Here is a 23,970-nt window from a genome sequence, read left to right as displayed (position 1 = left end):
TATATTAGGGAGAGGAAAAGGGATGAGTGAATATTCATTCGGAAATTGTAATGAAGTACTACATTGCTTTTCTTTTTGTTGTGGAGAATTTAAGTGAAGGGTTGAAATGGTATGACATCAAATAATGAGCGAGCAGATATTTCTCAATCTTTAAAAGTATTTATTGCATTATCCCGTGTACATCGTTCTGTTATGGATACTACAAATAAATCCATACAAAGTAACGGATTAAATCCAACTGAGTTTGCTGTATTAGAACTACTATATCATAAAGGAGGCCAACCACTTCAGCAAATTGGTGAGCGTATTTTAATAGCTAGTGGCAGCATTACATACGTTGTAGATAAGCTAGAGAAAAAAGGACTAGTAAAGAGAATCCCGTGCCCGAATGATAGACGTGTTATTTATGCACAATTAACGGAGTCTGGAGAGAGCTTTATTGCTTCTATTTTTCCTGGGCATGAGCAAGTTATACATCAGTCTTTCGAAATGTTAACGAAAGATGAAAAGGATGAATTACTGGATCTATTAAAAAAGATTGGAAAGTATGAAAAATAACAATATGTTCCAAATGAGCTTTGGATAAAGAAATCCAAGGCTTTTTTGTTTACATGTAATCATGACAGTATCTGCTGTATTTTGCTGAAAAATAAGAGGATATTTGTAAGTAAGCATTGAATTATAGTAATGATGCATATAATGGAGAGGGGGCGCGTTCATGTCATTTAAAGACTATGAATATAAACGGCCAAATATTGAAGAATTAAAAGAGAAGTTTACTGTTGCTTTAGAAAAGTTCGATAATGCAAAAACGGTTGAAGAACAAAAACAAGTAATTAATTCAATCAATGAAATTCGCAATGATTTTGGTACAATGGGGAATCTTTGTTACATTCGTCATTCTGTTGATACGACAGATTCTTTTTATAAAGAAGAGCAAGATTTCTTTGATGAATACTCCCCGGTTGTACAAGGCTACGGAACAAAATATTATAAGGCGTTAATGAATTCTCCATTCCGTGAAGAATTAGAAGCGTATTATGGAAAGCAATTATTTGCTTTAGCTGAATGTGATTTAAAAACATATTCAGATGAAGTAGTGAAAGATTTGCAATTAGAGAATAAATTGTCTTCACAATATACACAGTTGTTAGCATCTGCAAAAATTGACTTTGCAGGAGAAGAAAGAACATTATCACAACTTATTCCGTTTATGCAAGGAAAAGAAAGAAGCGAACGTAAAGCAGCAAGTGAAGCATATTACGGATTTTTAGCTGGGAATGAGGAAGAGTTAGACCGTATTTATGATGAGCTTGTTAAAGTGAGAACAACAATTGCAAAAACACTTGGTTTTAAAAACTTTGTTGAATTAGGATATGCGAGAATGTATCGTACAGATTATAATGCTGAAATGGTTGCGAACTATCGCCAGCAAGTATTAGATTATATCGTTCCGGTTGCAACAGAGTTAAGAAATAGACAAAAAGCACGCATTGGTGTAGAAAAGCTCGCTTATTATGATGAAAACTTTGAGTTTGCTACAGGTAACCCAACTCCAAAAGGTGATGCGGATTGGATTATTAATCACGGGAAAACGATGTATAAAGAATTATCAGCTGAAACAGATGAATTTTTTAATTTCATGCTAGATAATGATTTATTAGATTTAGTTGCGAAAAAAGGAAAAGCTGGTGGTGGATATTGTACATATATTGAGAATTATAAAGCGCCATTCATTTTCTCAAACTTTAATGGAACGTCTGGTGACATTGATGTACTAACACATGAAGCTGGTCATGCTTTCCAAGTATATGAAAGTCGTAAGTATGAAATTCCAGAATACAATTGGCCAACATATGAAGCGTGTGAAATCCATTCAATGAGTATGGAATTCTTTACATGGCCATGGATGAAGTTATTCTTTGAAGAAGATGCGGAAAAATATTATTTCTCACACTTAAGTTCAGCACTTCTATTTTTACCGTACGGTGTATCTGTAGACGAATATCAACATTATGTATATGAGAATCCAGAAGCATCGCCAGCAGAACGTAAGTCAGCATGGCGTAACATAGAGAAGAAATATTTACCACATCGTGATTATGAAGATAATGATTATTTAGAGCGCGGTGGTTTCTGGCAACGTCAAGGTCACATTTATAGCTCACCGTTCTATTATATTGACTACACGTTAGCTCAAATTTGTGCGCTGCAATTTTGGAAACGTGCAAGAGATAATAGACAAGAGGCTTGGGAAGATTATGTGAATCTTTGTCAGCAAGGTGGAAGTAAATCATTCTTAGAATTAGTAGAAGTTGCAAATTTAACATCGCCATTTGCTGAAGGTTGTGTAAAAAGTGTAATTACAGAAATTGAAGCGTGGTTACGTGCTGTTGACGACACAAAATTGTAAAAAACATGCGCTTTTTTTCACATGTTTAACATCGACATAATAGAAAAATGATGAGATAATAAAAGAAAATTCAGAATTATTAAGAGGTGTTTCTAATAAGGAGCACCTCTTTTCACCAACAAAAGGGGGGAAAGCATTATGCTTCAATCTAATATGGATATTAGTTTAGAAACTTTAGTCCACTCATTACAGTCTACACGAAGCACGCTGTTATCAGAAATTGAAATGTTAAATGATACTGAGGTGAATGTAAAGCCACGTCGTGATAAATGGAGTATTATTCAAATTTTGCATCATTTACATTTAGTTGAACAGTCTGTCACATCTGCCCTTGTATATGCTTTGCAAAAAAAAGAAAGAAAGCTTGCTCCATTTAAAGACCTCCAACTTACGCTTGATCGCACATATAAACGGGAAGCTCCTCAACAAATGAAACCAACAGAAACATTAATGAAAAAACTGCAAGGAATTCAATTACTAGAACATTCACGACAAGAATTATTACATGCACTTCATAGTGTGATAGATGAAAAAGAATTATTTGAAAATGGATTGAAACATCCTATTTTTAATGATTTGAATTTATACCAATGGGTTCAATTTCTGGATTTGCACGAACAAAGGCATCTTACACAGCTAAAAGAAGCAAAACATGCAATTTTACAGCGATAAAGTGAAACTTTAATCATTGGGTGGCATTCCGCATTGATTATTATTCTTTACCAATCGGGATACGCTCAAATAGTGGGAAAAAGGAAAAGAAGCGGTGAACCGCTTCTTTTCCTTTTTTACTCATGCATAGTTTTCTTTCTCATTTTGGAATACTACATGGAGAAGAGAAAAGGAGTTGAAAAGTATGTCAAAGAAAAAGAGAGAAGAAGAGCGCGCTTGGAAAGCTCGGAAAGAGAATCAAAAACCACATGGAAAAGTGAAAGCTTTTGCAGAATTAGTTGAAGGAACAGAAAAAACGTGATGAATTTCATCACGTTTTTTGTATGATTGGGAAAGTTAATAAAAATGTTGTACCTGTTCCTTTTTCACTAATAATATCAATCTTTCCATTCATTGCTTGAATGACACTGAAGACGACCATCATCCCGAGTCCGGTCCCTTTTTCTTTCGTCGAGTAGAAGGGTGACCCGAGGCGTTTTACTTGTTCTGGATCCATACCAACGCCTGTATCTTTTATATACAATTGTATATGTTTATGGTCTGGAACTAATGTAAGAATAAGGTCACCACCGTTAGGCATAGCCTCAATGCAGTTTTTTAAAATATTTAATAAGCATTGGTTCAGCTTTTGCCTTTCACCAGCTATAAAGAAAGATGTACTTTGTTTTATGTAATGCATACGAACATTTGTTAAATTGGCGAGAGGTGTAATTAAAGATAACGCATGAAGTAACTCATCCTCTACTTGTAATTGTTGTTCTTTTTCAATACTCGGTTTTGCAAAAGTTAAGTAGTCTGTAAGAACATGATTTGCTTGTTCGATCCCATTAATGGCTATGTCGATATATAATTTTCGTTCCTTCTCAGAACATGTATCTGACTGTAAAAGTTGCAAAAATCCTTTCGTTGAAGTTAAAGGATTACGAATTTCATGAGAGATGGAAGCCGCCATTTCGCCGATTAAATGAAATTTCTCAGCGTTCATAAGTTCATTTTGGAGACGAACTTGCGTTTGTAATATGTGTAGTAAATATAAAATAAGGATCGTGCCAATCATCGTACATAGTTCGTACACAATGATATGTGGTATATAATCTGCATCATTTGTAACACTTGCAAGGAAAAATGGTATCCAACCAAATCCATAAGTAAGACTGTAAAAAATAGCAAGTGTTATTTTTATATGATTAGAACTTCGATTAAAAAGTTTGTATGTTAATAGTAGAACAATAAATAGGAGAATAGAAGCGATAAAGGATGGAAACGCACCTATTCCTCCTAATAAAAAGCGATAAATGTTTAATACAGCTAAAATAGAACCACCAGCAATAGGCCCTCCCGTTAACGTACCGACAATTAATACGATATGTCGCATGTCGAACTGAAAACCGTTATTTGTTTTTGCTGCAAAAGTGATACATAGTATGGTAGCGAGGCAACACAATACAATAAATATAGCTGAATTCAATTTAGGAGATCGTTTCCCTTTCTGATTCCAAAACAAATGATATACGAGCATTGTAACGAGAATAGATAATATATTTAAAAAGAGATAAATAATAAAGAGTTCCAGTGGGATGCCTCCTCTCTTCTAACATTAAATTAATCATACTATAAAATGAAAGAAATGAAATGCGAAATAGCGGAAAAATCAGAAATTTTTTATGGTAGTATACAATATGTTACAATAAGCTTTGTCAATGAAAGAAGAAATTCCATGCACTGCATGGGAGAGGTTCGCGAACTCCCTCTATAAAAAACTATGGAAACAACAATATCCTTAGGTATTGTTTTGTTTTTTTATTGTGACAGTTCAAGAACGTTCTTTCTTCTTATTCGTAGTAGAGAAGGAGAATGAGTGAAATGAAAAAAGAAAAAGCAGTTGTTGTTTTTAGTGGTGGACAAGATAGTACAACATGTTTATTTTGGGCGATGCAACAGTTCGCAGAAGTGGAAGCTGTAACGTTTAACTACAATCAACGTCATAAGTTAGAAATTGATTGTGCAGCAGAAATTGCGAAAGAGCTAGGTATTAAACATACGATACTAGATATGAGTCTATTAAATCAACTTGCTCCAAATGCGTTAACGAGAACGGATATGGAGATTACACATGAAGACGGTGAATTGCCATCGACATTTGTAGATGGACGAAATTTACTATTCTTATCATTTGCTGCTGTATTAGCAAAACAAGTTGGAGCACGTCATATTGTAACGGGTGTATGTGAAACTGATTTTAGTGGTTATCCAGATTGCCGTGACGTGTTTGTGAAATCGTTAAACGTTACTTTAAATTTATCCATGGATTATCCGTTTGTTATTCATACACCGCTTATGTGGATTGATAAAGCAGAGACGTGGAAATTATCTGATGAACTTGGAGCATTCGAGTTTGTTCGAGAAAAAACATTAACATGTTATAACGGAATCATTGGTGATGGTTGCGGTGAATGTCCAGCATGTCAACTTCGTAAAGCAGGATTAGATACGTACTTACAAGAACGCGAAGGAGCGAACAACTAATGGATAACTTTTTTGGGTTTCGCATCGTAGAAAATTTACAAAAAATGGACAAGGATATTCAGCGTGAACAACTTCAATATCATAATAAAAGAGTAATGGTCAGCAAGGAATTTACATTTGATGCAGCACACCATTTACACTGTTATGAAGGGAAATGTAAAAATTTACATGGCCACACATATAAAGTTGTATTTGGAATTAGTGGATATGTAAATGAAATAGGCCTTGCAATTGACTTTGGAGATATAAAAGAAATTTGGAAAAATGAAATAGAAATTTATTTAGATCATCGTTATTTAAATGAAACATTACCAGCAATGAATACGACTGCTGAAAATATGGTAGTTTGGATTTATGAAAAGATGGCAGAAGCATTGACAAAAGATAATCGTGCGAGTGAATACAAAGGAGCGCGTGTTGAATTTGTTCGTTTGTTTGAGACACCGACTAGTTATGCGGAAGTGAGACGGGAGTGGATGCTCGATGAGTAAAATCCCCGTCTTAGAAATATTTGGTCCGACCATTCAAGGTGAAGGGATGGTTGTAGGACAAAAGACAATGTTTATCCGTACAGCGGGCTGTGATTATAGCTGTGCTTGGTGTGATTCGGCTTTTACGTGGGATGGATCGGCGAAAGATCAAATTAGACAAATGCCAGCGGAAGACATTTGGAATGAGCTTGTTGAAATTGGAGGAGAAAATTTCTCTCATGTCACGATTTCGGGTGGGAATCCTGTTTTATTGAAAAATATTGAGTCGCTTCTTTCTATATTAAAAGAGAATGGGATGCGAACGGCGATCGAAACACAAGGGAGTAAATGGCAGGATTGGTTACTTCAAATTGATGAGGTAACGATTTCGCCAAAACCGCCAAGTTCAACAATGAAAACAGATTTTCAAAAGTTAGATGCTGTAATTCAGAAACTAGCAGGAAAAGATATTAGTTTAAAAGTAGTAGTATTCGATGATCAAGATTTTGAATATGCAGTTAAGATGCATGGACGTTATCCAGATGTACCATTTTTCTTACAAGTAGGGAACGATGATACGAAAACGGTGGATGATGCAATGCTTATTAAAAAATTATTAGATAAGTATGAATGGCTTATTGAAAAAGCTGTTAACTGTAAAGAGATGAATGACGTGAAAGTATTGCCGCAGCTTCATGCGTTAATATGGGGAAATAAACGAGGCGTATAACGAGAAGGGATGTTTAAAATGGCAGGAAGATTAGATGAAGATTTAAAAGATGTAACATTATTAGGAAATCAAAATACAAAATATTTATTTGAATATAGCCCAGAAATTTTAGAGGTATTTGATAATAACCATCCAAACCGTGATTACTTTGTAAAATTCAACTGTCCTGAATTTACAAGTTTATGTCCGAAAACAGGACAACCTGATTTTGCAACCATTTATATTAGCTACATTCCAGAACAAAGAATGGTAGAGAGTAAATCTTTAAAGTTATATTTATTTAGCTTCCGCAATCATGGGGACTTCCACGAAGATTGCATGAACGTAATTATGAATGATTTAATTAAATTAATGGATCCACGTTACATTGAAGTATGGGGCAAATTTACACCACGTGGTGGGATTTCAATCGATCCTTACTGTAATTACGGTCGCCCAGGAACTAAGTATGAGAAAATGGCAGACTACCGTATGATGAACCACGATCTATATCCAGAAACAGTTGATAATCGTTAATATATATAGAAAGAAAGGATCTGTATGATATACAGATCCTTTCTTTCTATTATATTATGCATGTTGATTAATGACAGTATAGTTTTTATGGCTTACAACTGTAAGAGGTTCCATATCTAGTTCTCTAAAATTCTCCATAATTGTTAAATCAACAATAACGGAATTTTGATTTACTTTTTGAACACGGCCTTGCATTCCACCTTTAAATTCAATGATATCTCCAGTTTCTGCGATCTGCATAAGCAACTCTCCTTGTTACAGTTTTCCCCAAAAAAGAATAATTTGGGCTTTTTTTATTTCCTCTTATTTTGAACTATATTTACTAATTTGTAAATGTTTCCAGAGTAAAAATTCAAAAAATATTCACTTTTTGTAAGAAAATATGTGAAAAAATATTGTTAGGAGAGGAATGATGAAAATGCATACATCTTTATATGGGAGTATAATAAAAAAGATGTAATGACCTACTAAAGTAGGAGAAATTAGGGGCGGTAAAATGATGTTTGAAATTGTGGGGAGCTTTATAGCGATTTTATTATTTTTATTTTCTTATATACAGTTGAAGAAAATGCGTCAACATGAAACAACTACATATTTTGATGGACTGGATGGTGTGCATGCATCGATAACGCATGATAGTAGTGGGGATATGTAATGATATATGACTTTCTTTTTATGCATGGTATGATGGCAATAAGAAATAGTACATAATATAGTTCGTAAGTGATGAATGGGGAGTGGAAAGAATGCGAATTTCTTTTATTCGTCATGGTCGTTTGGACAGTACTATAGAGCCAATGACAATTATTTCATTTCGTGAATGGATGAAGCAATATGATTTAGGAACTACGGTAAAAGAAGCTCATATACCGATTGAAACAATTGAGGCGATTACAACAGCGAAATTGGTCGTAACGAGTGATCAGAGGTGCGCTGTGCAATCAGCAACCGAATTAACGGATTCTTTATCTTTTGTGCAAAATCCTCTTTTTAGGGAAGCTGAAATTCCGACAGGTTTTTATGCTCCAAAATGGTTGAAATGTAAACCTAATGTATGGATGTTTATTGGACGTACACTATGGATAGCTGCTTATAGTAAGGATGTTGAGTCTTATAAGGAAGTACGAGAAAGAGCAAGGCAAGCTGCTAATATGTTACACCGCTATGCGCTCGTACACGGACATATTGCTCTTGTAGGTCATAGTTATTTTAATGTGATGATTGGGACTGAACTGAGGGTAATGGGGTGGTCAGGTTCGCCTATTTTCCATAGGAAGCCATGGGGATGTACAACGTATACATTTCGTGAGGCGATGGATGGAAATGTATTAAATACGAATTTAACATAAAAGAGGCTGTCCCTTTGGCAGCCTCTTTCTTTACATAACAAGCAAAAAGAATTGTCCTTTTAAGATATAGAAACTAATGACCGTAATGGTTTTATTAGATGGGCATACGGTTCACCAACAAGCATAACGATGTTATCTTTTTTGTAACCAAGTTTTTCATATAGTGAAAAAGCGCGTCTGTTATCTAAATTAACAAGTAAGGCGATTTTTTCATGACCTTTTTCAGTTGCATGAAGTTCAGCTGCATCGATTAATTTAGAGCCAATGCCACGTCCACTGTACATATTTGAAACTGACAACGTGTCAATATAATACTCATCAAGTTCAGCTTCTTTTTCTAACGTAATGGATTCGTCGTCATGTAGTTCTCTTAAGTGGTGTACGATTGGTGCATCAAGTTGTTCAGCGTCACTACCGTGATAAACGACAATAACCCCAACTACCTTTCCATCTTGTTCAGCCACTAAACAGTTTTCATAGCTCAATCGATTATTTTCTTTTGCGAACCATGTTTCAAGTCCTAGTATCACTTTTGCTTCAACTGTGCTACCTGTGATTTTTTCAGCAATTTCGTGCAGAGCGTTATACAGTAAAGGTGCTACTCCTATCGCATCTGTCTTTTTTGCTTTCCGAATCATAGTATCCCTCCTAGTTCTATGCATATATTGTAGCATAAAATAAAATAACAAACAGTGGATTGGAACTTTGTTATACAGAGCGTCAAAAAGTTTGATATAGAGAAGTAGCTATGTTAGTATATGATATTTAGTGCGAATATAATAAAGTGATATAGCTATAAAAATAATGAAAGTGAATTAAATAATAGTAACGGGATAATTTTACCGTTGTCGACCTATAGAAGATGCGATAAAATAAACTATTGCAGAGAGGTGAAATACATGGATAAACAATTAGCAAATGCAATTTTGGATCAGCTGAAAAATGGTGAAATAAAGGAGTATGTTGCGACGAAAGATGTATTTTATACGTTCAGGGAAGTTGTTGTAAGTCGAGAAGATTTTAAACATATTATCGGGAACGCACAGCGCGGTGGACAGGTAATTTATACATATTCAGAAACACCACGTTCATAAATAGAAGATAAAGGAGAGGAGAATTATGGGAGATTTTAAACAAGGCATATTACCACATTGGGATTATATGTGGAAAGATAGAGCTGGGAATAGGTTTATGGGAATGGTTATGTATCCAGAGAAACGAAAATGTTCAGCAAAAATGCTTCAGAAAATAAAAAGAGCATATGAGCAAGCTGTAGAAATTAAAGTAACTGTACAAGTTCAACATACATATCAGTACGTAGAAGGAATGATTGTATACTTTGATGAAGAAGCTCCTGTATGTACAATGCTCGATAAAGATGAGAATCCACATCATATATTTATAAAAGATATTTTGCGTATTGAGCACCCGGAATAATTTTTTTCATAAATAAATTGAAGTTCCATAATAATAATCTTTTTCTATAATAGTTATCTTTTAGTATGTAACGAGGAACGAAAGAGTATGTATAATATTTAATAAAGTAAAATTGATAAATGTAATCGTTTTTTAGAACAGATTATCGTTTAATGTCTGTTCTTTTTTGCGTGATGCTGGAGAAATATAATCCTCCAGCATTTACTGTTTTATGACAAAAAATATTGTTAACTTTTTTAAAATGAGGTTAAATGCGTTGACAACTTTTTTGAAAAGCACTTTATTGACATGAGTTTTAGAATGTTGTTTCATAGTCTTTGTATTGAAAAAAAACGGTGATCATGTCGAAAAGTAAAAGTTAAAAAAATAAAGATTTTATACATATATCTTGTGTCTTATTTTGAAACGTAATACAATATATAGAGAAAACAAGAAACGACATACAGAGAATATATATTGGAGAGGGAGGGTCGGAAATGTTAGTTGCATATGATTCTATGACAGGAAACGTGAAGCGTTTCATCCACAAATTAAATATGCCGGCCGTTCAAATTGATGAAGCTCTAGTATTAGATGAAGACTTTATTCTTATTACGTATACAACAGGTTTTGGCAATGTACCGGAACGTGTTTTAGACTTTTTAGAACGCAATAATGAAAAATTAAAAGGCGTATCTGCAAGCGGCAATCGTAATTGGGGAGACATGTTCGGTGCAAGTGCTGACAAAATTTCTACTAAATATGAAGTGCCTATTGTATCAAAATTTGAGTTATCTGGAACAAATAATGATGTAGAATATTTTAAAGAAAGGGTGCGGGAGATTGCGACACATTGAACTGAATAATGAAATCACGCAAATGCAGGACGGTTTTTATCAGCTTCATAAAGATAAAGAGGCGTTAGAAGTCTTTATGGAAGAAGCTAGAGAGAATACCGTTCATTTTAATAGCGTGGCAGAGCGAATGGAGTATATGAAAGAACATGATTACTATTACAACGTTCTGGACGAGTATAGCTTGGAGGAAGTAGAGGGAGTATATAACATCGCTTATGGTGAAAACTTCGAGTTCCAATCTTATATGGCAGCATCTAAGTTCTATAAAGATTATGCGTTAAAAACGAATGATCAAAAACAATACTTAGAAAGCTATGAAGATCGTGTAGCAATTGTGTCATTATACTTAGGACGCGGTGATGTTGCGAAGGCAAAACACTTCGCAAGCATGATTGTAAAACAAAACTACCAACCAGCGACACCAACCTTTTTAAATGCGGGAAGAAGCAGAAGAGGAGAAATGGTGTCTTGTTTCTTGTTAGAGATGGACGATAGCTTAAATTCAATTGGCTTTAACATTAATACTGCAATGCAATTATCGAAAATCGGTGGTGGAGTAGCTTTAAACTTATCTAAGCTACGCGCACGTGGTGAGCAAATTAAAGGTATTGATAACGCCGCAAGTGGTGTAGTACCTGTTATGAAATTGCTTGAAGATTCGTTTTCATATGCGAATCAACTTGGCCAACGAAAAGGTGCCGGCGCTGTATACTTAAACATTTTCCATTGGGATATTATTGAATTCCTTGATACAAAAAAAATAAATGCCGATGAGAAGAGCCGTATTCAGTCTCTATCAATCGGAATTATCGTTCCAAGTAAGTTCTTTGAACTTGCTGAGAAAAACGAACCTTTCCATGTTTTCGCGCCTTATACAGTATTTAAAGAGTACGGAAAACATTTAGATGATATAGATATTGATGAAATGTACGATGAATTAATGAGCAATCCGAAAGTGAAGAAGAAGCCACTAGATATTAGTGCACGTGATATGCTGATTAAAATCGCTATGATCCAGCTTGAGTCTGGTTATCCATACTTAATGTTTAAATCAAATGCAAATAACCAGCATCCATTGAAGGATATTGGAACTGTGAAGATGTCGAACTTGTGTTAAATATGTAGCACCTTCTAGTAGAAATGCTAGTCGAACACTCCGTTAAACGGGGAAAGCCTCAAGTTTGAGGTAACCTACCGTGCTAAATCTTATCTTAGAATGAAAATATAAAAATTCAGAATGTATCTTATTATTTTGTATAGCAGAGTTATCGGACAACATAAAGTAATAAGAGACTTTCTGAAAGATTAAGATAAGTAAAAGCCTAACGACTATCCCATTTGGGAGTAGAGCGCAAGCGATTGGCGTTCGAAAAGCGGAGCACCTAACCAGGTAATGCTGTAGGTGATGATATAGTCTGTCCTGTATGGTGACATACAGCAGTTGCATGAGCAACGGACTGAGTAGTAGCGAACTCGGTTGAACATTCGAGACAGAAATCTTCCAGCTTCAAGAAACTTCTGAAATAAATGATTACGGTACAGATGACATTATCCGTCGTGATATTAACTGTAACTTAGGATCGTTAAATATCGTAAATGTAATGGAAAATAAAGAAATTCGTGAAGCAGTTCATGCGGGGATGGAAGCTTTAACAGCTGTTTCTGATATGACGATCATTCCGAATGCGCCAACTGTGAAAAAAGCAAATGATGAGCTTCATTCAGTTGGACTTGGAGCAATGAATTTACACGGATATTTATCAAAAAATAAAATCGCATATGAAAGTGCAGAAGCGAAAGAGTTCGCTCGTACATTCTTTATGATGTTAAATTACTACTCGATTGAGAAAAGTATGGAAATAGCTAAAGAAAAAGGCGAAACATTTAAAGACTTCGATAAGTCTGATTATGCGAACGGCACATACTTTGAAAAGTATGAAACGACAGATTACAGCCCAGTAACTGAAAAAGTTCAGCAATTATTTGAAGGAATTCATATTCCAACAAAAGAAGATTGGACAAGTTTAAAAGAGCAAGTGAAGAAGAATGGATTATATAATTCATATCGTCTTGCAATCGCTCCGACACAATCGATTAGTTACGTTCAAAATGCAACTTCAAGCGTAATGCCGATCGTAAGTCAAATTGAATCAAGAACGTATGCGAATGCGACAACATATTATCCAATGCCGTATTTATCAAAAGATACATTCTGGTACTATAAATCTTCTTACGATATGAATCAGTTTAAATTAATTGATTTAATCGCAGAAATTCAAGAACATATTGACCAAGGAATTAGTACCATTCTTTATGTTAATAGTGATATTTCAACACGTGAGTTAGCACGTTACTACATTTATGCACATAAAAAAGGCTTGAAGAGTCTTTATTATACGAGAACACGTAAATTAAGCGTAGAAGAGTGCGTGGCTTGTACCGTTTAATATAAAAAGTGAGACATTATGAGCAGGGTTTTTCTGAACCCTGCTCATGCTTAGTTATCAATTTTTTTATGTTTATTTAGAGAAGGGGCGATTTAATGCGTGCGGTAAACTGGAACAAAAAAGAAGATGATTTTAGTTTAATGTTTTGGAAGCAAAACATCGCTCAGTTTTGGACAGAAGAAGAAATCGCAGTGTCTTCTGACAAAAATACTTGGGCACAATTATCAAAAGAAGAGCAAATTGCTTATAAGCGTGTATTAGGTGGTTTAACACTTTTAGATACGAAACAAGGTGGCGAAGGGATGCCTCTTGTGCTTGTTCATCTTGAAAATTTACAAGCGAAAAGTGTATTAGCTTTCATGGGCGCTATGGAAGAAGTACATGCGAAGAGTTACAGTCATATTTTCACAACGTTAGCTACTGAAGAAGAAATTGATGATATTTTTGAATGGGTAGATAACCATCCATTACTTGAGAAAAAAGCTGGTATTGTTACTAATTACTATCGTCGTTTATTAAAGCCTGAAGTAACGAAAAAAGAGTTATACATGGCAATGGTAGCAAGTGTGTTCTTAGAAAGTTACTTATTCTATAGTGGATTCTTCTATCCACTTTATTTAGCAGGTCAAGGGAAATTGACGGCAAGTGGTGAGATTATTAACCTAATAATTCGTGATGAGTCCATTCACGGCGTATTTGTCGGTATTTTAGCACAACAAATCTTCGCAGAGCTTTCTGCAGAGGATCAACAAGAAGTGCAAAAAGAAACGCAAGAGTTATTAATGGAACTATATGAAATTGAAATGGCATATACAGAAGAAATTTACACTTCTATCGGTCTTGTAGAGGATGTAAATCGTTTCGTTCGTTACAATGCGAATAAAGGACTTATGAACTTAGGGCTTGATCCGAAGTTTGAAGAAGAAGAAATTAACCCAATCGTTTTAAATGGTTTACGTACAGATACGAAAAACCATGATTTCTTCTCTGTAAAAGGAAATGGTTACGTAAAAGCAACGAATGTTGAAAAGTTATCAGACGATGACTTCGCATTCAATTTTTAATATAGTGTTATAGAAAAAGCTGTCTTTATAGAGAAGACAGCTTTTTTGCTATGAATGGTTTACATAATGTTATTATTTCATGAAAATGTTTTAATTTTGTAAAAGCCCAGTTTATGAGGAAGTGGGGATAAAGAAAATACACGGGTTAAAGTTTTATTTTCATATTTAGTAGTATGAGAGATTGAATAACTTATGTAAAAATGAATAAAAAATAAGAAGAAATGAGAAGAAATGAGAAGAAATGAGAAGAAATCAGGTCCAACTACACCTATACGTTCTTTTTAATATTGAATTTTCAAAGTCTAGAAATTTTGGCTTAAAAATTGCATGAATATTTAAAAAGCAACAAAAAGGGAGGTAATATTCGGTGTGATATATAGTCATTTGAAAACGCTTCCTTTTAACTGTCGATTTTTAAATGGAAATTAGATAGAGAAAGTAGGAGGAATGATAGGTGGGAAAAGTAGTTGGTTTAAAACGTTCATTAGGGCTTTGGTCAATTGTTATGCTAGGGGTCGGGTATATGACACCGATGGTAGGGTTTGATACATTTGGAATTGTTTCTGAAAAAACAGGCGGTCATGTTCCAGGAGCTTATCTTATTGCATTAGCAGGGATGTTGTTTACCGCTGCAAGCTACGGCAAAATGGTAAAGGTTTTTCCTACCGCAGGATCAGCTTATACGTATACACAGAAGACAATTAGTGCAAGGCTTGGATTTCTTGTTGGATGGTCCGCGTTATTGGATTATTTGTTTCTACCGATGGTGAACGCACTATTAACGAGAATTTATTTGTCAGCATTTTTTCCAAGTGTTCCTAGTTGGATATGGGTCATAGGTTTTATTCTACTGGTTACACTTATAAATATTATTAGCGTGAATGTTACTGCTAACTTCAATACTTTTTTAGTAATATTTCAAGTGCTAGTAATGGCGGTGTTTGTTTTTCTAGTTATAAAAGGTTTATTAGCGGGAGAGGGAACAGGAGAAGTTTTTTCCATTCAGCCGTTTTTTCAATCGGATATACAAATATCACCGTTAGTTGCAGGTGCGACAATTCTTTGTTTTTCATTTTTAGGTTTTGATGCAGTAACTACATTTTCGGAAGAGACACCAAACGCAAAGAAGACAATTCCACGAGCTATTTTTCTTACTGCTTTAATTGGTGGAGTTTTATTCATTACAACTACGTATTTTACACAATCTTTCTTTCCTGATACATCTGTATTTAAAGATAAAGAATCAGCGTCTCCAGAAATTGCGCTATATGTTGGAGGAAAACTATTTCAAGCTTTCTTTTTAGTAGGAACGCTTATGGGGACACTTGCGTCTGGTTTAGCTTCTCATACAAGTGTATCCAGATTATTGTACGTTATGGGGCGAGATAATGTAATTCCGAAGAAAATATTCGGATACATTCATCCCCGCTGGAGAACGCCAGTATATAACATTGTTATTGTAGGAATTATTTCGCTCTCCGCTATATTCATTGATTTAGAAACGGCAGCATCTCTTATTAATTTTGGAGCGCTTATTGCATTTACATTTGTTAATTTATCTGTAATTTCCTACTATGTAATTAAGAAAAAAAGATATAAAACGATAAAAGACTGTTTGAATTTCTTAGTGATGCCTATTTTAGGTGCTGGTACTGTGGCAGTACTATGGTTTAACCTCAATATTCATTCACTTATTCTAGGGATTTGCTGGGCTGCTATTGGAATTGGGTACCTTCTATATGTTACAAATATGTTCCGTTCAGCTCCTCCGCAAATGCATTTTGAAGAAGCACAGGAAATATAAAAAGAAAAAGACATCGGATAAGTTCCGATGTCTTTTTTTTATATTTGATAATCATGCAGCATTGCATAAGTCATTCAAAGATTCATAAGTAAAGGGGATGACACGATATGATTAACGTAGTATTTTCACTTGGCACGATTATTGCTTTGTACAATTAGTAAAATATAAAGAGAGGTGTTATCGTGCCGATTCAATCAGAAAAACATACAAATACAGTTGAAGTTGAAAATCCTTTAGAGGAATTTCAATCTATATTAAAAGAGGCGCTTCATTTTTTAAGTTATCCAGACGAAGTATTCGAATTTCTGAAAAAACCGATGCGTTTTTTAGAAGTAAGCATTCCTGTTCGCATGGATGATGGAACAACAAAAGTATTTCAAGGGTATCGCGCTCAGCATAACGACGCAGCAGGGCCAACAAAAGGTGGTATTAGATTTCATCCAGATGTTACGGCAGAAGAAGTAAAAGCACTTGCTGGCTGGATGAGCTTGAAATGTGGAGTGACAGGACTGCCATATGGAGGCGCAAAGGGTGGGATTATTTGTAATCCACAGGAGTTGAGTTTTAGAGAACTAGAGTTACTGAGTCGTGGGTATGTAAGAGCAGTAAGTCAAATTGTGGGACCGACGAAAGATATTCCAGCACCTGATATGTATACAAATGCGCAAATTATGGCTTGGATGCTAGATGAATATGATCATATTAGGGAGTTTGACTCTCCAGGCTTTATAACCGGGAAGCCATTAATGCTAGGAGGATCACAAGGGCGGGAAACAGCAACTTCTAAAGGTGTATTGTATACACTTCAGTTAGTAAGTGAGTTAAAACAAATTCCGCTACAAAATATGCGAGTTATTATTCAAGGGTTTGGGAATGTTGGAGGTTATTTGGCGAAATATTTATATGATATTGGTGTGAAAGTAGTCGGGGTATCAGATGCTATAGGAGGAATTTATAATTCAGGCGGTCTAGATGTTCCTTATTTACTAGAAAACAGAGATTCTTTCGGGGTAGTATCGAATCTCTTTAGTGAAACAATTTCTAATCAGGAGTTGTTAGAAAAAGAATGTGATGTACTCATTCCGGCGGCAATTGGAGGAGTCATTACAAAACATAATGCAGGAAAGCTTGGATGTAAGATTATCATTGAGGCTGCAAATGGACCAACAACAAAAGAGGCGATAACTATGTTAGAAGAAAAGGGAATTTTGGTTGTTCCAGATATTTTAGCAAACTCTGGTGGCGTGATTGTTTCATATTTTGAATGGTGTCAAAATAACCAAGGATATTACTGGACGGAGCAATATGTTGATCAATGTTTAAAGGAGAAAATTACATCTAGTTTTTCTAACGTACTTGATACTTCTAAACGCTTTGGAGTAAATATGAAAATTGCTGCTTATATGGAAGGGGTTCGCAAGATTGTAGAAGCATCGCGCCTAAGAGGTTGGTTGCATTTTTAACCTAAAGGGAGGGCTAAAATGAAACTTGATATTTTATTAGAAGAAGTGGAGAGACAACAAATCGGTTATTACTGTATTGTGTCGAATAGTCATCGTTACGATATAGCTGTTACGTATTCGCAACAGTTTCTTGGAAAAGCAATGGTTACCTCAATTCAAAATGGGAGAATGGTTTTATTAAGCCAAGAAGATATTGGAGAGGAACAATATTGGGCAACAAGGCTAGGAATTGAGGTAGAGGACATAGAAGAGTTTCAAAGCTTTTTCTATATGATTCTTCAGTCACAAAGGTTAGAAGAACAATATTAATAGAATAAAAGAAAGGGATGATTGATTATGTATTATGATATTATTACGAGTCCATGTTATGGAATAATTGAAAAAGTGTCTATCGATAAGGATTCTCGAATTTATGAATGGGAGCCATTATTCTCTATTAAAGATATGAATGGTAAACTGGAAGTAATTAAGATGGGATGTAGTGGAGAAGTTCAATCTTTAGAAGTAGAAGCGGGAGATAAAGTAATTCCAGGTATGGTATTAGCTTATATTCAAGAAGATCTTTTCGTTAGTGGTAGTGATTAATGATAGAACTATGAGGAAGATGGAGGCACTCATCTTCCTTTTTTTATTAAATAAAGAAAGAAATGTTTTATTTTCAGATTAATTAAAAAAATCTGCATTTAATGATACAATACAAATTAAATAGTTCAAAGGAGGAATAGCAGCATGTTTTCCATCGCTCATACAAAAATTAGACCCATAGTTTCTCTACCTATCGATCAATCTGAAAAGGAATGGAATATAGATGTTAAAAATATAAAAGAATCGTTTCTATTTTTAAAAAGAGGAGAGAAATTATTTGCATACGTTCATGTGAAGGATCTGCTATCAAATAGTAAGGAATTAACTTCTAAGCTATTACTTTCAAATGCTGTTTCACTAGATACAATATGTCATCTTAGTAAAGATATTTCTTTAACAGCTCTTTTTCAAATTATTGGGGCGCCAATTGCTATAGTGAAAAATGAAATGGATGAGCTAACAGGATATATAAGAAGAGAGGATGTTTTTGCAGAACTATTTAAACAAGAAAATCAGAGTGTTGATATATTGAAAATTATTTTAACGTCTATTCCAATGGGGATTTTTGTAGTAGATCGTGAAAAGAAAATTGTAAATTGCAATGAGTCTGGTTTGAAGATGATTAAATCGACTCCTGAAAGAGTTATGAATGTACCAGCAGAACTGATTTTTAATGGAGAACACATTAATAACGTATTCACAACGGGAAAAACGATCTTGAATCAATTACAAATCACAAATGAAATGGGTGTATTAGTTGACTATAGTCCGATTCCAAACTTTGATCAAAGTATTGAAGGAATGGTTATTATTGTGCAAGATTTGCCGATGGTCGAGGACATGGCGATGGAAATTGAATATATAAAGGATTTAAATAAAGATTTACATGCAATCTTGTCCAGTATTTATGATGAAATATTAGTTGTTAATCATAAAGGGGAATTAATTCGTTATAGTGAAACTGTTATCAATGATTTTTGGGGGAGTAATTTGAAGGACTTGTTAGGGAAAAATCTTTTAGAACTAGAAAAGAAAGGGTTATTTAGTCCATCGGTTACGCGATTAGTGTTGGAAAAACAAAAAAAGGTATCAGTTGTACAAGAAACAAAAAGCGGAAGAAAAATATTAGCAGTTGGAAACCCTGTATTTAATGAAAACGGAGAGCTTCATCGTATTATTATTGCCTCAAGGGATATTACCGAAGCAACGAGATTGAAGACGGAATTACATGAAATAAAGAAGATATCAGAGCAATATAAGAAGGAGTTAGATGACTTTAAAAATAAAGATCGTTTTCTTAAGAAGCTTATTTACTGTAGTCCCAAAATGGAACAAATTATTAACCAAGCTAAAAAAATAGCAGATTTTTCTTCTAATGTTCTTATTTCTGGAGAATCTGGTGTCGGAAAAGAAGTAATTGCCCAGGCAATTCATCAACTTGGAAACCGATCTTCAAAGCCATTTTTAAAATTAAATTGTGGTGCAATTCCAGAAACGTTGTTAGAAAGTGAACTATTTGGTTATACGAAAGGTGCTTTTACAGGAGCCGATAAAAATGGAAAAGAAGGATATTTTAAGCGAGCTGATCAAGGGGTTTTATTTTTAGATGAAATTGGAGAAATGCCTTTACATTTGCAAGTGAAATTGCTTAGAGTCCTGCAGGAACAAGAAGTAATTCCTATTGGAAGTACAACACCTACGAAAATAAATGTACAAATTATTGCTGCTACAAATAAGAGTCTTGAAAAGATGGTCGAATCTGGAACATTTCGTGAAGATTTATTTTATCGCCTCAATGTAATTCCGCTGCGAGTTCCTTCTTTACGAGAGCGAATGGAAGATGTTCCGGTACTTGCCTTTCATTTCTTACAACAGTTAAATGAAAAATATAATAAAAATTATCATTTAACTCCAGATGCACTTAACTTACTAGAGTTCTATTCATGGCCAGGAAATGTCCGTGAATTACAAAATATGATTGAACGTTTAGTTGTATCAGCAGATGATCCAGTAATTGAAGCGGAGTTTGTTAGTAAGTTTTTAACACCCGGTTATGACTTTAATAAATCAAAACCAGTTATTACAAGAGTATTACCATTACAAGAAGCGCTACATTCTGTAGAAGAACAATTGATTTTGCTTGCAATGAAGCAGTATAAAACAACGACTAAGGCTGCAAAAGTTCTTGGAATCAGCCAATCTTCAGTGAGTCGTAAATATCAAAAAATTGTTAGTGAAAAAGGGATAGCGGCTGATATCATCTCTTATTCCTAAAAAAGGAGAAGGTCACATAGACTTCTCCTTTTTGTGTGCGCTCAGCATGTACATATTCTCTAGGATTCAAGTCCCGAGTGGTGAAGGCGGTAGCGGAAATGATTAAAGTTTCACTTTATGCAAAATGGAATAGTGTATGCGGAAATGCATAAAATGTTTGTTATTTTTAAGAAAATAGTCAGTTTATCCCGCTATTTGTGGGCAGTAAAACCCCCACCTCAAAATTCAGGTGGAGCAAAGAAGTTAGGTGGGAGCCCTGCTGCCTGTAAACGCCCGATTGGTGAGGGCTGATAATCAGTGGGGAGGAACAAAACCCCCACTGATTAAAGTTTCACTTTATGTATGATTCTGTTGAATTTTAAATATTGGCATGAAATTTGCTTATAAATATATAAACGATCGATAAAGGGGGATTCAATATAGTGCTAGATTTAAAAATGTATGTAAACGGTGAATGGAGAGACTCTAGTAATCAAGAAAAAAGAACGATTATTAACCCTGCTAATGGCAAGGGTATAGCATATGCACCTGAGGGAACGATTGAGGATGCAAAATACGCAATAGAAGTGGCAAGAGCGGCTTTTGATAGCGGAATTTGGTCAGAAACATCTACTGCTGAAAGGGCATCATATTTATTTAAAATAGCAGATGAAATTGATAAAAATATGGAAGAATTAGTATACCTTGAAACAATGGATAATGGAAAAACATACCGTGAGGCAGAAGGAGATATTGGAGATGCAGCGGCTTGTTTTCGCTATTATGCCGGATTGATTACAAAGCCAGATGGTCAAACATATCATGTAGCCGATCCGATGCAAGCGATGGTTGTAAGAGAGCCAGTTGGTGTTTGTGGATTAATTGTTCCATGGAATTATCCGCTATTGATGAGTGTATGGAAAATTGCACCTGCTTTAGCAGCTGGAAATACAATTGTGTTTAAACCTTCTGAAGTGACACCAATAACTGCAACAAAGCTATTCGAAATCCTTGAAAAAGTAGGGCTACCAAAAGGTGTTGCCAATATGGTAATGGGGGCCGGTCCAATAGTAGGGAATGAAATTGCAGCGAGTCATAAAGTGGATATGGTTTCCTTTACAGGTGGAACAAAAACAGGTAAGCACATTATGAGAACAGCAGCAGATAATATGAAAAAGATTTCGTTAGAACTTGGAGGGAAATCTCCAAATATTATTTTTGCAGATGCAGATTTTGAGACTGCTATTGATTATGCTCTATTCGGTATTTATGCAGGTAGCGGACAAGTGTGTTCAGCAGGATCGAGAATCCTTGTAGAGGAAAGCGTTTATGATAGATTTGTTAATAGTTTTGTAGAGAGAGCGCAGCAAATTAACGTTGGGCCTGGTGATCATCCTGAATCAGAAATGGGGCCACTTGTAAGTCAAGAACATATGGAAAAAGTATTACGTTATATTGAAATTGGAAAAGACGAAGGTGCAAACGTTGCTTGCGGAGGTAGACGAATAATGGAGGATGGAAAAGGTGATGGTTTCTTTATTGAACCAACAGTCTTTGTCAATGTAAAACCTGATATGCGCATTGTCCAGGAAGAAATCTTCGGTCCTGTTGTAGTAATTCAAAAGTTTAAAACTGAACAGGAAGCAATTGAGTTAGCAAACGGTACGGATTATGGCTTAGCTGGAGGGGTATTTACGGTTGATGGTGCAAAAGCAATGCGCGTAATTCGCAAGCTTCGCGCAGGCATTACGTGGATTAATAGCTATCATCCAACATACAATGAGGCGCCTTGGGGCGGATATAAGCAAAGTGGTATAGGTCGTAGTCTAGGAACGTTTGGTTTAGAAGAATTTCAAGAAATTAAGCAGATTAATATAAATCTAGAAGTAGAACCTATTGGTTGGTTTGCAAATAAAAAAAATGTAGAGGTGAATTAGATGGAAACGAACGTGAAAAATAAATTGAATGAGAAAGAATCAAATGTAAATGAGTATATTACGAAAGTACTACAGTTAATTGAAAAAGAAAAAGTATCTGAAGAAGAGGCAAATTGGATTCAAAAAGAAACAGTAGACGGATTTAGAGAGCATGTGAATCCTGGTTTTCTTGCTTATAGAAAAACAGTAACAAAAGATGGACAATTTGCAGCAGTAGAATGGTCTGATGAAGGATCTTGTTTTATGGATATTAATGGTAAAAAATACATTGACTGTTTAGGTGGATTCGGAATTTATAATGTTGGTCACCGTAATCCGAAAGTAGTAAAAGCTGTAACAGATCAATTAAAGCGTCAAGCATTGCACAGTCAGGATTTACTAGATCCACTTCGAGCAATTCTTGCAAAGATTTTAGCGGATATTACACCTGGTGATTTGAAATATGCTTTCTTCACAAATAGTGGAACAGAAAGCGTAGAGGCAGCATTAAAACTAGCAAAAATGTATAGTGAACGAACAACTTTCATTTCTACAACTCGTGCTTTCCATGGTAAGAGCCTTGGTGCTTTATCTGGGACGGCAAAAGGAATGTTCCGTAAGCCATTTTTACCATTAATTCCGGGTTTCCGTCATGTTCCATTTGGCGATATTGATATGATGAGAAAAACATTTGAGACATGTGCATTAGTGGGAGAAGATGTTGCAGCAGTTATTTTAGAGCCAATTCAAGGGGAGGGCGGCATTATTTTACCTCCAGAAAATTATTTGAAACAAGTGCGAGAGCTTTGTGATGAGTTTGGATCACTCCTTATTTTTGATGAAGTGCAAACTGGAATGGGCCGTACAGGAAAAATGTTTGCAGCAGATTTATATGATGTTGTGCCGGATATTATTTGTCTTGCGAAAGCGTTTGGTGGAGGTGTAATGCCAGCGGGAGCTATTGTTGCGAAAGAGAAAGTATTCCAAAGTTGGTTTGAAAATCCATTTATGCATACAACAACGTTTGGCGGGAATCCTCTTGCATGTGCTGCTGCAATTGCAACAATCCATGTATTATTGGAAGAGAAATTACCGGAACGAGCGATGGAAGTTGGGGAGTATTTCTTAAATGGATTGAAACAAGCAGCAGAAGGGCACGAAGATAAAATCTTTGAAATTCGTGGTCAAGGTTTAATGATTGGGATTGAATTCCATAAAGACGAGATTGGTTATGAAGTGTCAAAGGCGATGTTTGATCAAGGTATTCTTGTTGCGGGAACATTAATTAACTCAAAAACAATTCGTATTGAACCATCTCTTACAATTAGTTATGAAGAAGTAGATACAGTTATTAATACGTTTAAATCTGTGCTAAATCAAGTAAAAGTAAAATGAATTTAAATTCAAACGAGTAATATATTTATATGTTATTACAAAAAGGCAGTGTAACGAAAAGTTACACTGCCTTTTTATTACATTTTTAATTGGA

The 23,970-nt window shown here is 35.0% G+C and carries 25 protein-coding genes, 1 pseudogene and 1 riboswitch; of the genes and pseudogenes, 23 read left to right on the top strand and 3 right to left on the bottom strand.

The window, feature by feature from the left end; genetic code table 11:
• The first annotated feature begins 111 nt into the window (after positions 1–111).
• From CDB3_RS17630 to CDB3_RS32430, 4 genes are all read left to right on the top strand, one after another.
• Positions 112–558 carry a MarR family winged helix-turn-helix transcriptional regulator gene (locus CDB3_RS17630; protein ID WP_071744767.1) on the top strand — a complete coding sequence of 149 codons (447 nt, stop codon included), beginning with the start codon at positions 112–114 and terminating at the stop codon, positions 556–558.
• A 160-nt stretch (positions 559–718) separates the two neighbouring features.
• Positions 719–2,413 (top strand): M3 family oligoendopeptidase, encoded by a 1,695-nt coding sequence (locus CDB3_RS17625; RefSeq protein ID WP_128855390.1) that lies wholly within the window; start codon positions 719–721, stop codon positions 2,411–2,413.
• Between the two features lie 138 nt (positions 2,414–2,551).
• On the top strand, positions 2,552–3,085 hold the full coding sequence (locus tag CDB3_RS17620) for a DinB family protein (protein ID WP_128855389.1): 534 nt from the start codon (positions 2,552–2,554) through the stop codon (positions 3,083–3,085).
• A gap of 184 nt (positions 3,086–3,269) precedes the next feature.
• Positions 3,270–3,386 carry a DUF6254 family protein gene (locus CDB3_RS32430; protein ID WP_000038354.1) on the top strand — a complete coding sequence of 39 codons (117 nt, stop codon included), beginning with the start codon at positions 3,270–3,272 and terminating at the stop codon, positions 3,384–3,386.
• Between the two features lie 9 nt (positions 3,387–3,395).
• Here CDB3_RS32430 and CDB3_RS17610 read toward each other — a convergent pair whose 3' ends face one another.
• Positions 3,396–4,604, bottom strand: a complete 1,209-nt coding sequence (locus CDB3_RS17610) for an ATP-binding protein (protein WP_128855387.1) — start codon at positions 4,602–4,604, stop codon at positions 3,396–3,398.
• A gap of 207 nt (positions 4,605–4,811) precedes the next feature.
• Positions 4,812–4,855: riboswitch (PreQ1 riboswitch) on the top strand.
• Positions 4,856–4,948: 93 nt separating this feature from the next.
• On the opposite strand from CDB3_RS17610, the gene queC reads away from it, so the two are divergent.
• From queC to queF, 4 genes are read left to right on the top strand one after another with little or no spacing between them, the layout of a single operon-like run.
• Positions 4,949–5,611, top strand: a complete 663-nt coding sequence (queC, locus tag CDB3_RS17605) for a 7-cyano-7-deazaguanine synthase QueC (protein ID WP_128855386.1) — start codon at positions 4,949–4,951, stop codon at positions 5,609–5,611.
• Complete coding sequence (queD, locus tag CDB3_RS17600; RefSeq protein ID WP_128855385.1) at positions 5,611–6,102, top strand: 6-carboxytetrahydropterin synthase QueD; 492 nt, start codon at positions 5,611–5,613, stop codon at positions 6,100–6,102. Before queC ends, queD begins: the two co-directional genes overlap by 1 nt.
• Positions 6,095–6,811 (top strand): 7-carboxy-7-deazaguanine synthase QueE, encoded by a 717-nt coding sequence (gene queE, locus CDB3_RS17595; protein ID WP_128855384.1) that lies wholly within the window; start codon positions 6,095–6,097, stop codon positions 6,809–6,811. Before queD ends, queE begins: the two co-directional genes overlap by 8 nt.
• A gap of 18 nt (positions 6,812–6,829) precedes the next feature.
• Complete coding sequence (queF, locus tag CDB3_RS17590; protein WP_000918893.1) at positions 6,830–7,327, top strand: preQ(1) synthase; 498 nt, start codon at positions 6,830–6,832, stop codon at positions 7,325–7,327.
• A 54-nt stretch (positions 7,328–7,381) separates the two neighbouring features.
• Here the strand turns inward: queF and CDB3_RS17585 are convergent, their stop codons facing one another.
• On the bottom strand, positions 7,382–7,567 hold the full coding sequence (locus tag CDB3_RS17585) for a YkvS family protein (RefSeq protein WP_001165083.1): 186 nt from the start codon (positions 7,565–7,567) through the stop codon (positions 7,382–7,384).
• Between the two features lie 256 nt (positions 7,568–7,823).
• On the opposite strand from CDB3_RS17585, the gene CDB3_RS31735 reads away from it, so the two are divergent.
• Both CDB3_RS31735 and CDB3_RS17580 read left to right on the top strand, forming a co-directional pair.
• Positions 7,824–7,982 (top strand): hypothetical protein, encoded by a 159-nt coding sequence (locus tag CDB3_RS31735; RefSeq protein WP_000971078.1) that lies wholly within the window; start codon positions 7,824–7,826, stop codon positions 7,980–7,982.
• Positions 7,983–8,073: 91 nt separating this feature from the next.
• Positions 8,074–8,676: a histidine phosphatase family protein gene (locus tag CDB3_RS17580; protein ID WP_128855383.1), complete on the top strand. Its 603-nt coding sequence runs from the start codon at positions 8,074–8,076 to the stop codon at positions 8,674–8,676.
• A 59-nt stretch (positions 8,677–8,735) separates the two neighbouring features.
• On the opposite strand, the gene CDB3_RS17575 is transcribed toward CDB3_RS17580, so the two are convergent.
• Entirely contained in the window at positions 8,736–9,314 is a 579-nt protein-coding gene (locus tag CDB3_RS17575; protein ID WP_128855382.1) for a GNAT family N-acetyltransferase, read from the bottom strand.
• Positions 9,315–9,575: 261 nt separating this feature from the next.
• Between CDB3_RS17575 and CDB3_RS17570 the strand changes: the two genes are divergently transcribed.
• The 13 genes and pseudogenes from CDB3_RS17570 (at position 9,576) to CDB3_RS17505 (ending at position 23,876) form a co-directional block, all read left to right on the top strand.
• Entirely contained in the window at positions 9,576–9,770 is a 195-nt protein-coding gene (locus CDB3_RS17570; RefSeq protein ID WP_000360788.1) for a hypothetical protein, read from the top strand.
• A gap of 25 nt (positions 9,771–9,795) precedes the next feature.
• Complete coding sequence (locus CDB3_RS17565) at positions 9,796–10,113, top strand: hypothetical protein (protein ID WP_071744777.1); 318 nt, start codon at positions 9,796–9,798, stop codon at positions 10,111–10,113.
• A 476-nt stretch (positions 10,114–10,589) separates the two neighbouring features.
• Positions 10,590–10,949 (top strand): class Ib ribonucleoside-diphosphate reductase assembly flavoprotein NrdI, encoded by a 360-nt coding sequence (gene nrdI, locus CDB3_RS17555; protein WP_000959445.1) that lies wholly within the window; start codon positions 10,590–10,592, stop codon positions 10,947–10,949.
• Positions 10,936–12,063 (top strand): annotated as a pseudogene (locus tag CDB3_RS17550) (ribonucleotide reductase N-terminal alpha domain-containing protein); the annotation flags it as partial. The gene nrdI and the pseudogene CDB3_RS17550, both read left to right, overlap by 14 nt.
• 382 nt (positions 12,064–12,445) lie before the next feature.
• Entirely contained in the window at positions 12,446–13,396 is a 951-nt protein-coding gene (locus CDB3_RS17545) for a ribonucleotide reductase large subunit (RefSeq protein WP_306295567.1), read from the top strand.
• A 95-nt stretch (positions 13,397–13,491) separates the two neighbouring features.
• Positions 13,492–14,460 (top strand): class 1b ribonucleoside-diphosphate reductase subunit beta, encoded by a 969-nt coding sequence (gene nrdF / locus CDB3_RS17540; protein WP_128855381.1) that lies wholly within the window; start codon positions 13,492–13,494, stop codon positions 14,458–14,460.
• Positions 14,461–14,914: 454 nt separating this feature from the next.
• The gene (locus CDB3_RS17535; RefSeq protein WP_128855380.1) at positions 14,915–16,264 is read left to right on the top strand and encodes an APC family permease; all 1,350 of its coding nucleotides are present in this window, start codon (positions 14,915–14,917) and stop codon (positions 16,262–16,264) included.
• Between the two features lie 182 nt (positions 16,265–16,446).
• Positions 16,447–17,727 (top strand): Glu/Leu/Phe/Val family dehydrogenase, encoded by a 1,281-nt coding sequence (locus CDB3_RS17530; protein ID WP_128855379.1) that lies wholly within the window; start codon positions 16,447–16,449, stop codon positions 17,725–17,727.
• Between the two features lie 18 nt (positions 17,728–17,745).
• Positions 17,746–18,036, top strand: a complete 291-nt coding sequence (locus tag CDB3_RS17525; RefSeq protein ID WP_000762559.1) for an SAV0927 family protein — start codon at positions 17,746–17,748, stop codon at positions 18,034–18,036.
• A gap of 27 nt (positions 18,037–18,063) precedes the next feature.
• Entirely contained in the window at positions 18,064–18,312 is a 249-nt protein-coding gene (locus tag CDB3_RS17520) for a biotin/lipoyl attachment domain-containing protein (protein ID WP_000291043.1), read from the top strand.
• A 144-nt stretch (positions 18,313–18,456) separates the two neighbouring features.
• On the top strand, positions 18,457–20,586 hold the full coding sequence (locus CDB3_RS17515) for a sigma 54-interacting transcriptional regulator (protein ID WP_128855378.1): 2,130 nt from the start codon (positions 18,457–18,459) through the stop codon (positions 20,584–20,586).
• A 422-nt stretch (positions 20,587–21,008) separates the two neighbouring features.
• The gene (locus CDB3_RS17510; protein WP_128855377.1) at positions 21,009–22,502 is read left to right on the top strand and encodes an aldehyde dehydrogenase family protein; all 1,494 of its coding nucleotides are present in this window, start codon (positions 21,009–21,011) and stop codon (positions 22,500–22,502) included.
• Positions 22,503–23,876 carry a putrescine aminotransferase gene (locus CDB3_RS17505; protein ID WP_128855376.1) on the top strand — a complete coding sequence of 458 codons (1,374 nt, stop codon included), beginning with the start codon at positions 22,503–22,505 and terminating at the stop codon, positions 23,874–23,876.
• Positions 23,877–23,970: the final 94 nt, after the last annotated feature.

This window comes from Bacillus sp. CDB3, from assembly GCF_002081505.1.
In the GTDB taxonomy this organism is placed as follows: Bacteria; Bacillota; Bacilli; order Bacillales; family Bacillaceae_G; genus Bacillus_A; species Bacillus_A cereus_AT.
The sequence above is the reverse complement of the archived record's forward strand: the minus strand, read 5'-3'. Positions and strand labels throughout refer to the sequence as shown.

Excerpts from the sequence above, each read along its gene's own strand:
- queC (WP_128855386.1), top strand. The coding sequence starts at position 4,949 with ATGAAAAAAGAAAAAGCAGTTGTTGTTTTTAGTGGTGGACAAGATAGT.
- CDB3_RS17580 (WP_128855383.1), top strand. The coding sequence starts at position 8,074 with ATGCGAATTTCTTTTATTCGTCATGGTCGTTTGGACAGTACTATAGAG.
- CDB3_RS31735 (WP_000971078.1), top strand. The coding sequence starts at position 7,824 with ATGATGTTTGAAATTGTGGGGAGCTTTATAGCGATTTTATTATTTTTA.
- CDB3_RS17620 (WP_128855389.1), top strand. The coding sequence starts at position 2,552 with ATGCTTCAATCTAATATGGATATTAGTTTAGAAACTTTAGTCCACTCA.
- queF (WP_000918893.1), top strand. The coding sequence starts at position 6,830 with ATGGCAGGAAGATTAGATGAAGATTTAAAAGATGTAACATTATTAGGA.
- CDB3_RS32430 (WP_000038354.1), top strand. The coding sequence starts at position 3,270 with ATGTCAAAGAAAAAGAGAGAAGAAGAGCGCGCTTGGAAAGCTCGGAAA.
- nrdI (WP_000959445.1), top strand. The coding sequence starts at position 10,590 with ATGTTAGTTGCATATGATTCTATGACAGGAAACGTGAAGCGTTTCATC.
- CDB3_RS17570 (WP_000360788.1), top strand. The coding sequence starts at position 9,576 with ATGGATAAACAATTAGCAAATGCAATTTTGGATCAGCTGAAAAATGGT.
- CDB3_RS17575 (WP_128855382.1), bottom strand. The coding sequence starts at position 9,314 with ATGATTCGGAAAGCAAAAAAGACAGATGCGATAGGAGTAGCACCTTTA.
- CDB3_RS17505 (WP_128855376.1), top strand. The coding sequence starts at position 22,503 with ATGGAAACGAACGTGAAAAATAAATTGAATGAGAAAGAATCAAATGTA.
- CDB3_RS17515 (WP_128855378.1), top strand. The coding sequence starts at position 18,457 with ATGTTTTCCATCGCTCATACAAAAATTAGACCCATAGTTTCTCTACCT.
- CDB3_RS17630 (WP_071744767.1), top strand. The coding sequence starts at position 112 with ATGACATCAAATAATGAGCGAGCAGATATTTCTCAATCTTTAAAAGTA.
- CDB3_RS17610 (WP_128855387.1), bottom strand. The coding sequence starts at position 4,604 with ATGCTCGTATATCATTTGTTTTGGAATCAGAAAGGGAAACGATCTCCT.
- CDB3_RS17625 (WP_128855390.1), top strand. The coding sequence starts at position 719 with ATGTCATTTAAAGACTATGAATATAAACGGCCAAATATTGAAGAATTA.
- CDB3_RS17585 (WP_001165083.1), bottom strand. The coding sequence starts at position 7,567 with ATGCAGATCGCAGAAACTGGAGATATCATTGAATTTAAAGGTGGAATG.
- queE (WP_128855384.1), top strand. The coding sequence starts at position 6,095 with ATGAGTAAAATCCCCGTCTTAGAAATATTTGGTCCGACCATTCAAGGT.
- CDB3_RS17520 (WP_000291043.1), top strand. The coding sequence starts at position 18,064 with ATGTATTATGATATTATTACGAGTCCATGTTATGGAATAATTGAAAAA.
- CDB3_RS17565 (WP_071744777.1), top strand. The coding sequence starts at position 9,796 with ATGGGAGATTTTAAACAAGGCATATTACCACATTGGGATTATATGTGG.
- CDB3_RS17525 (WP_000762559.1), top strand. The coding sequence starts at position 17,746 with ATGAAACTTGATATTTTATTAGAAGAAGTGGAGAGACAACAAATCGGT.
- nrdF (WP_128855381.1), top strand. The coding sequence starts at position 13,492 with ATGCGTGCGGTAAACTGGAACAAAAAAGAAGATGATTTTAGTTTAATG.
- queD (WP_128855385.1), top strand. The coding sequence starts at position 5,611 with ATGGATAACTTTTTTGGGTTTCGCATCGTAGAAAATTTACAAAAAATG.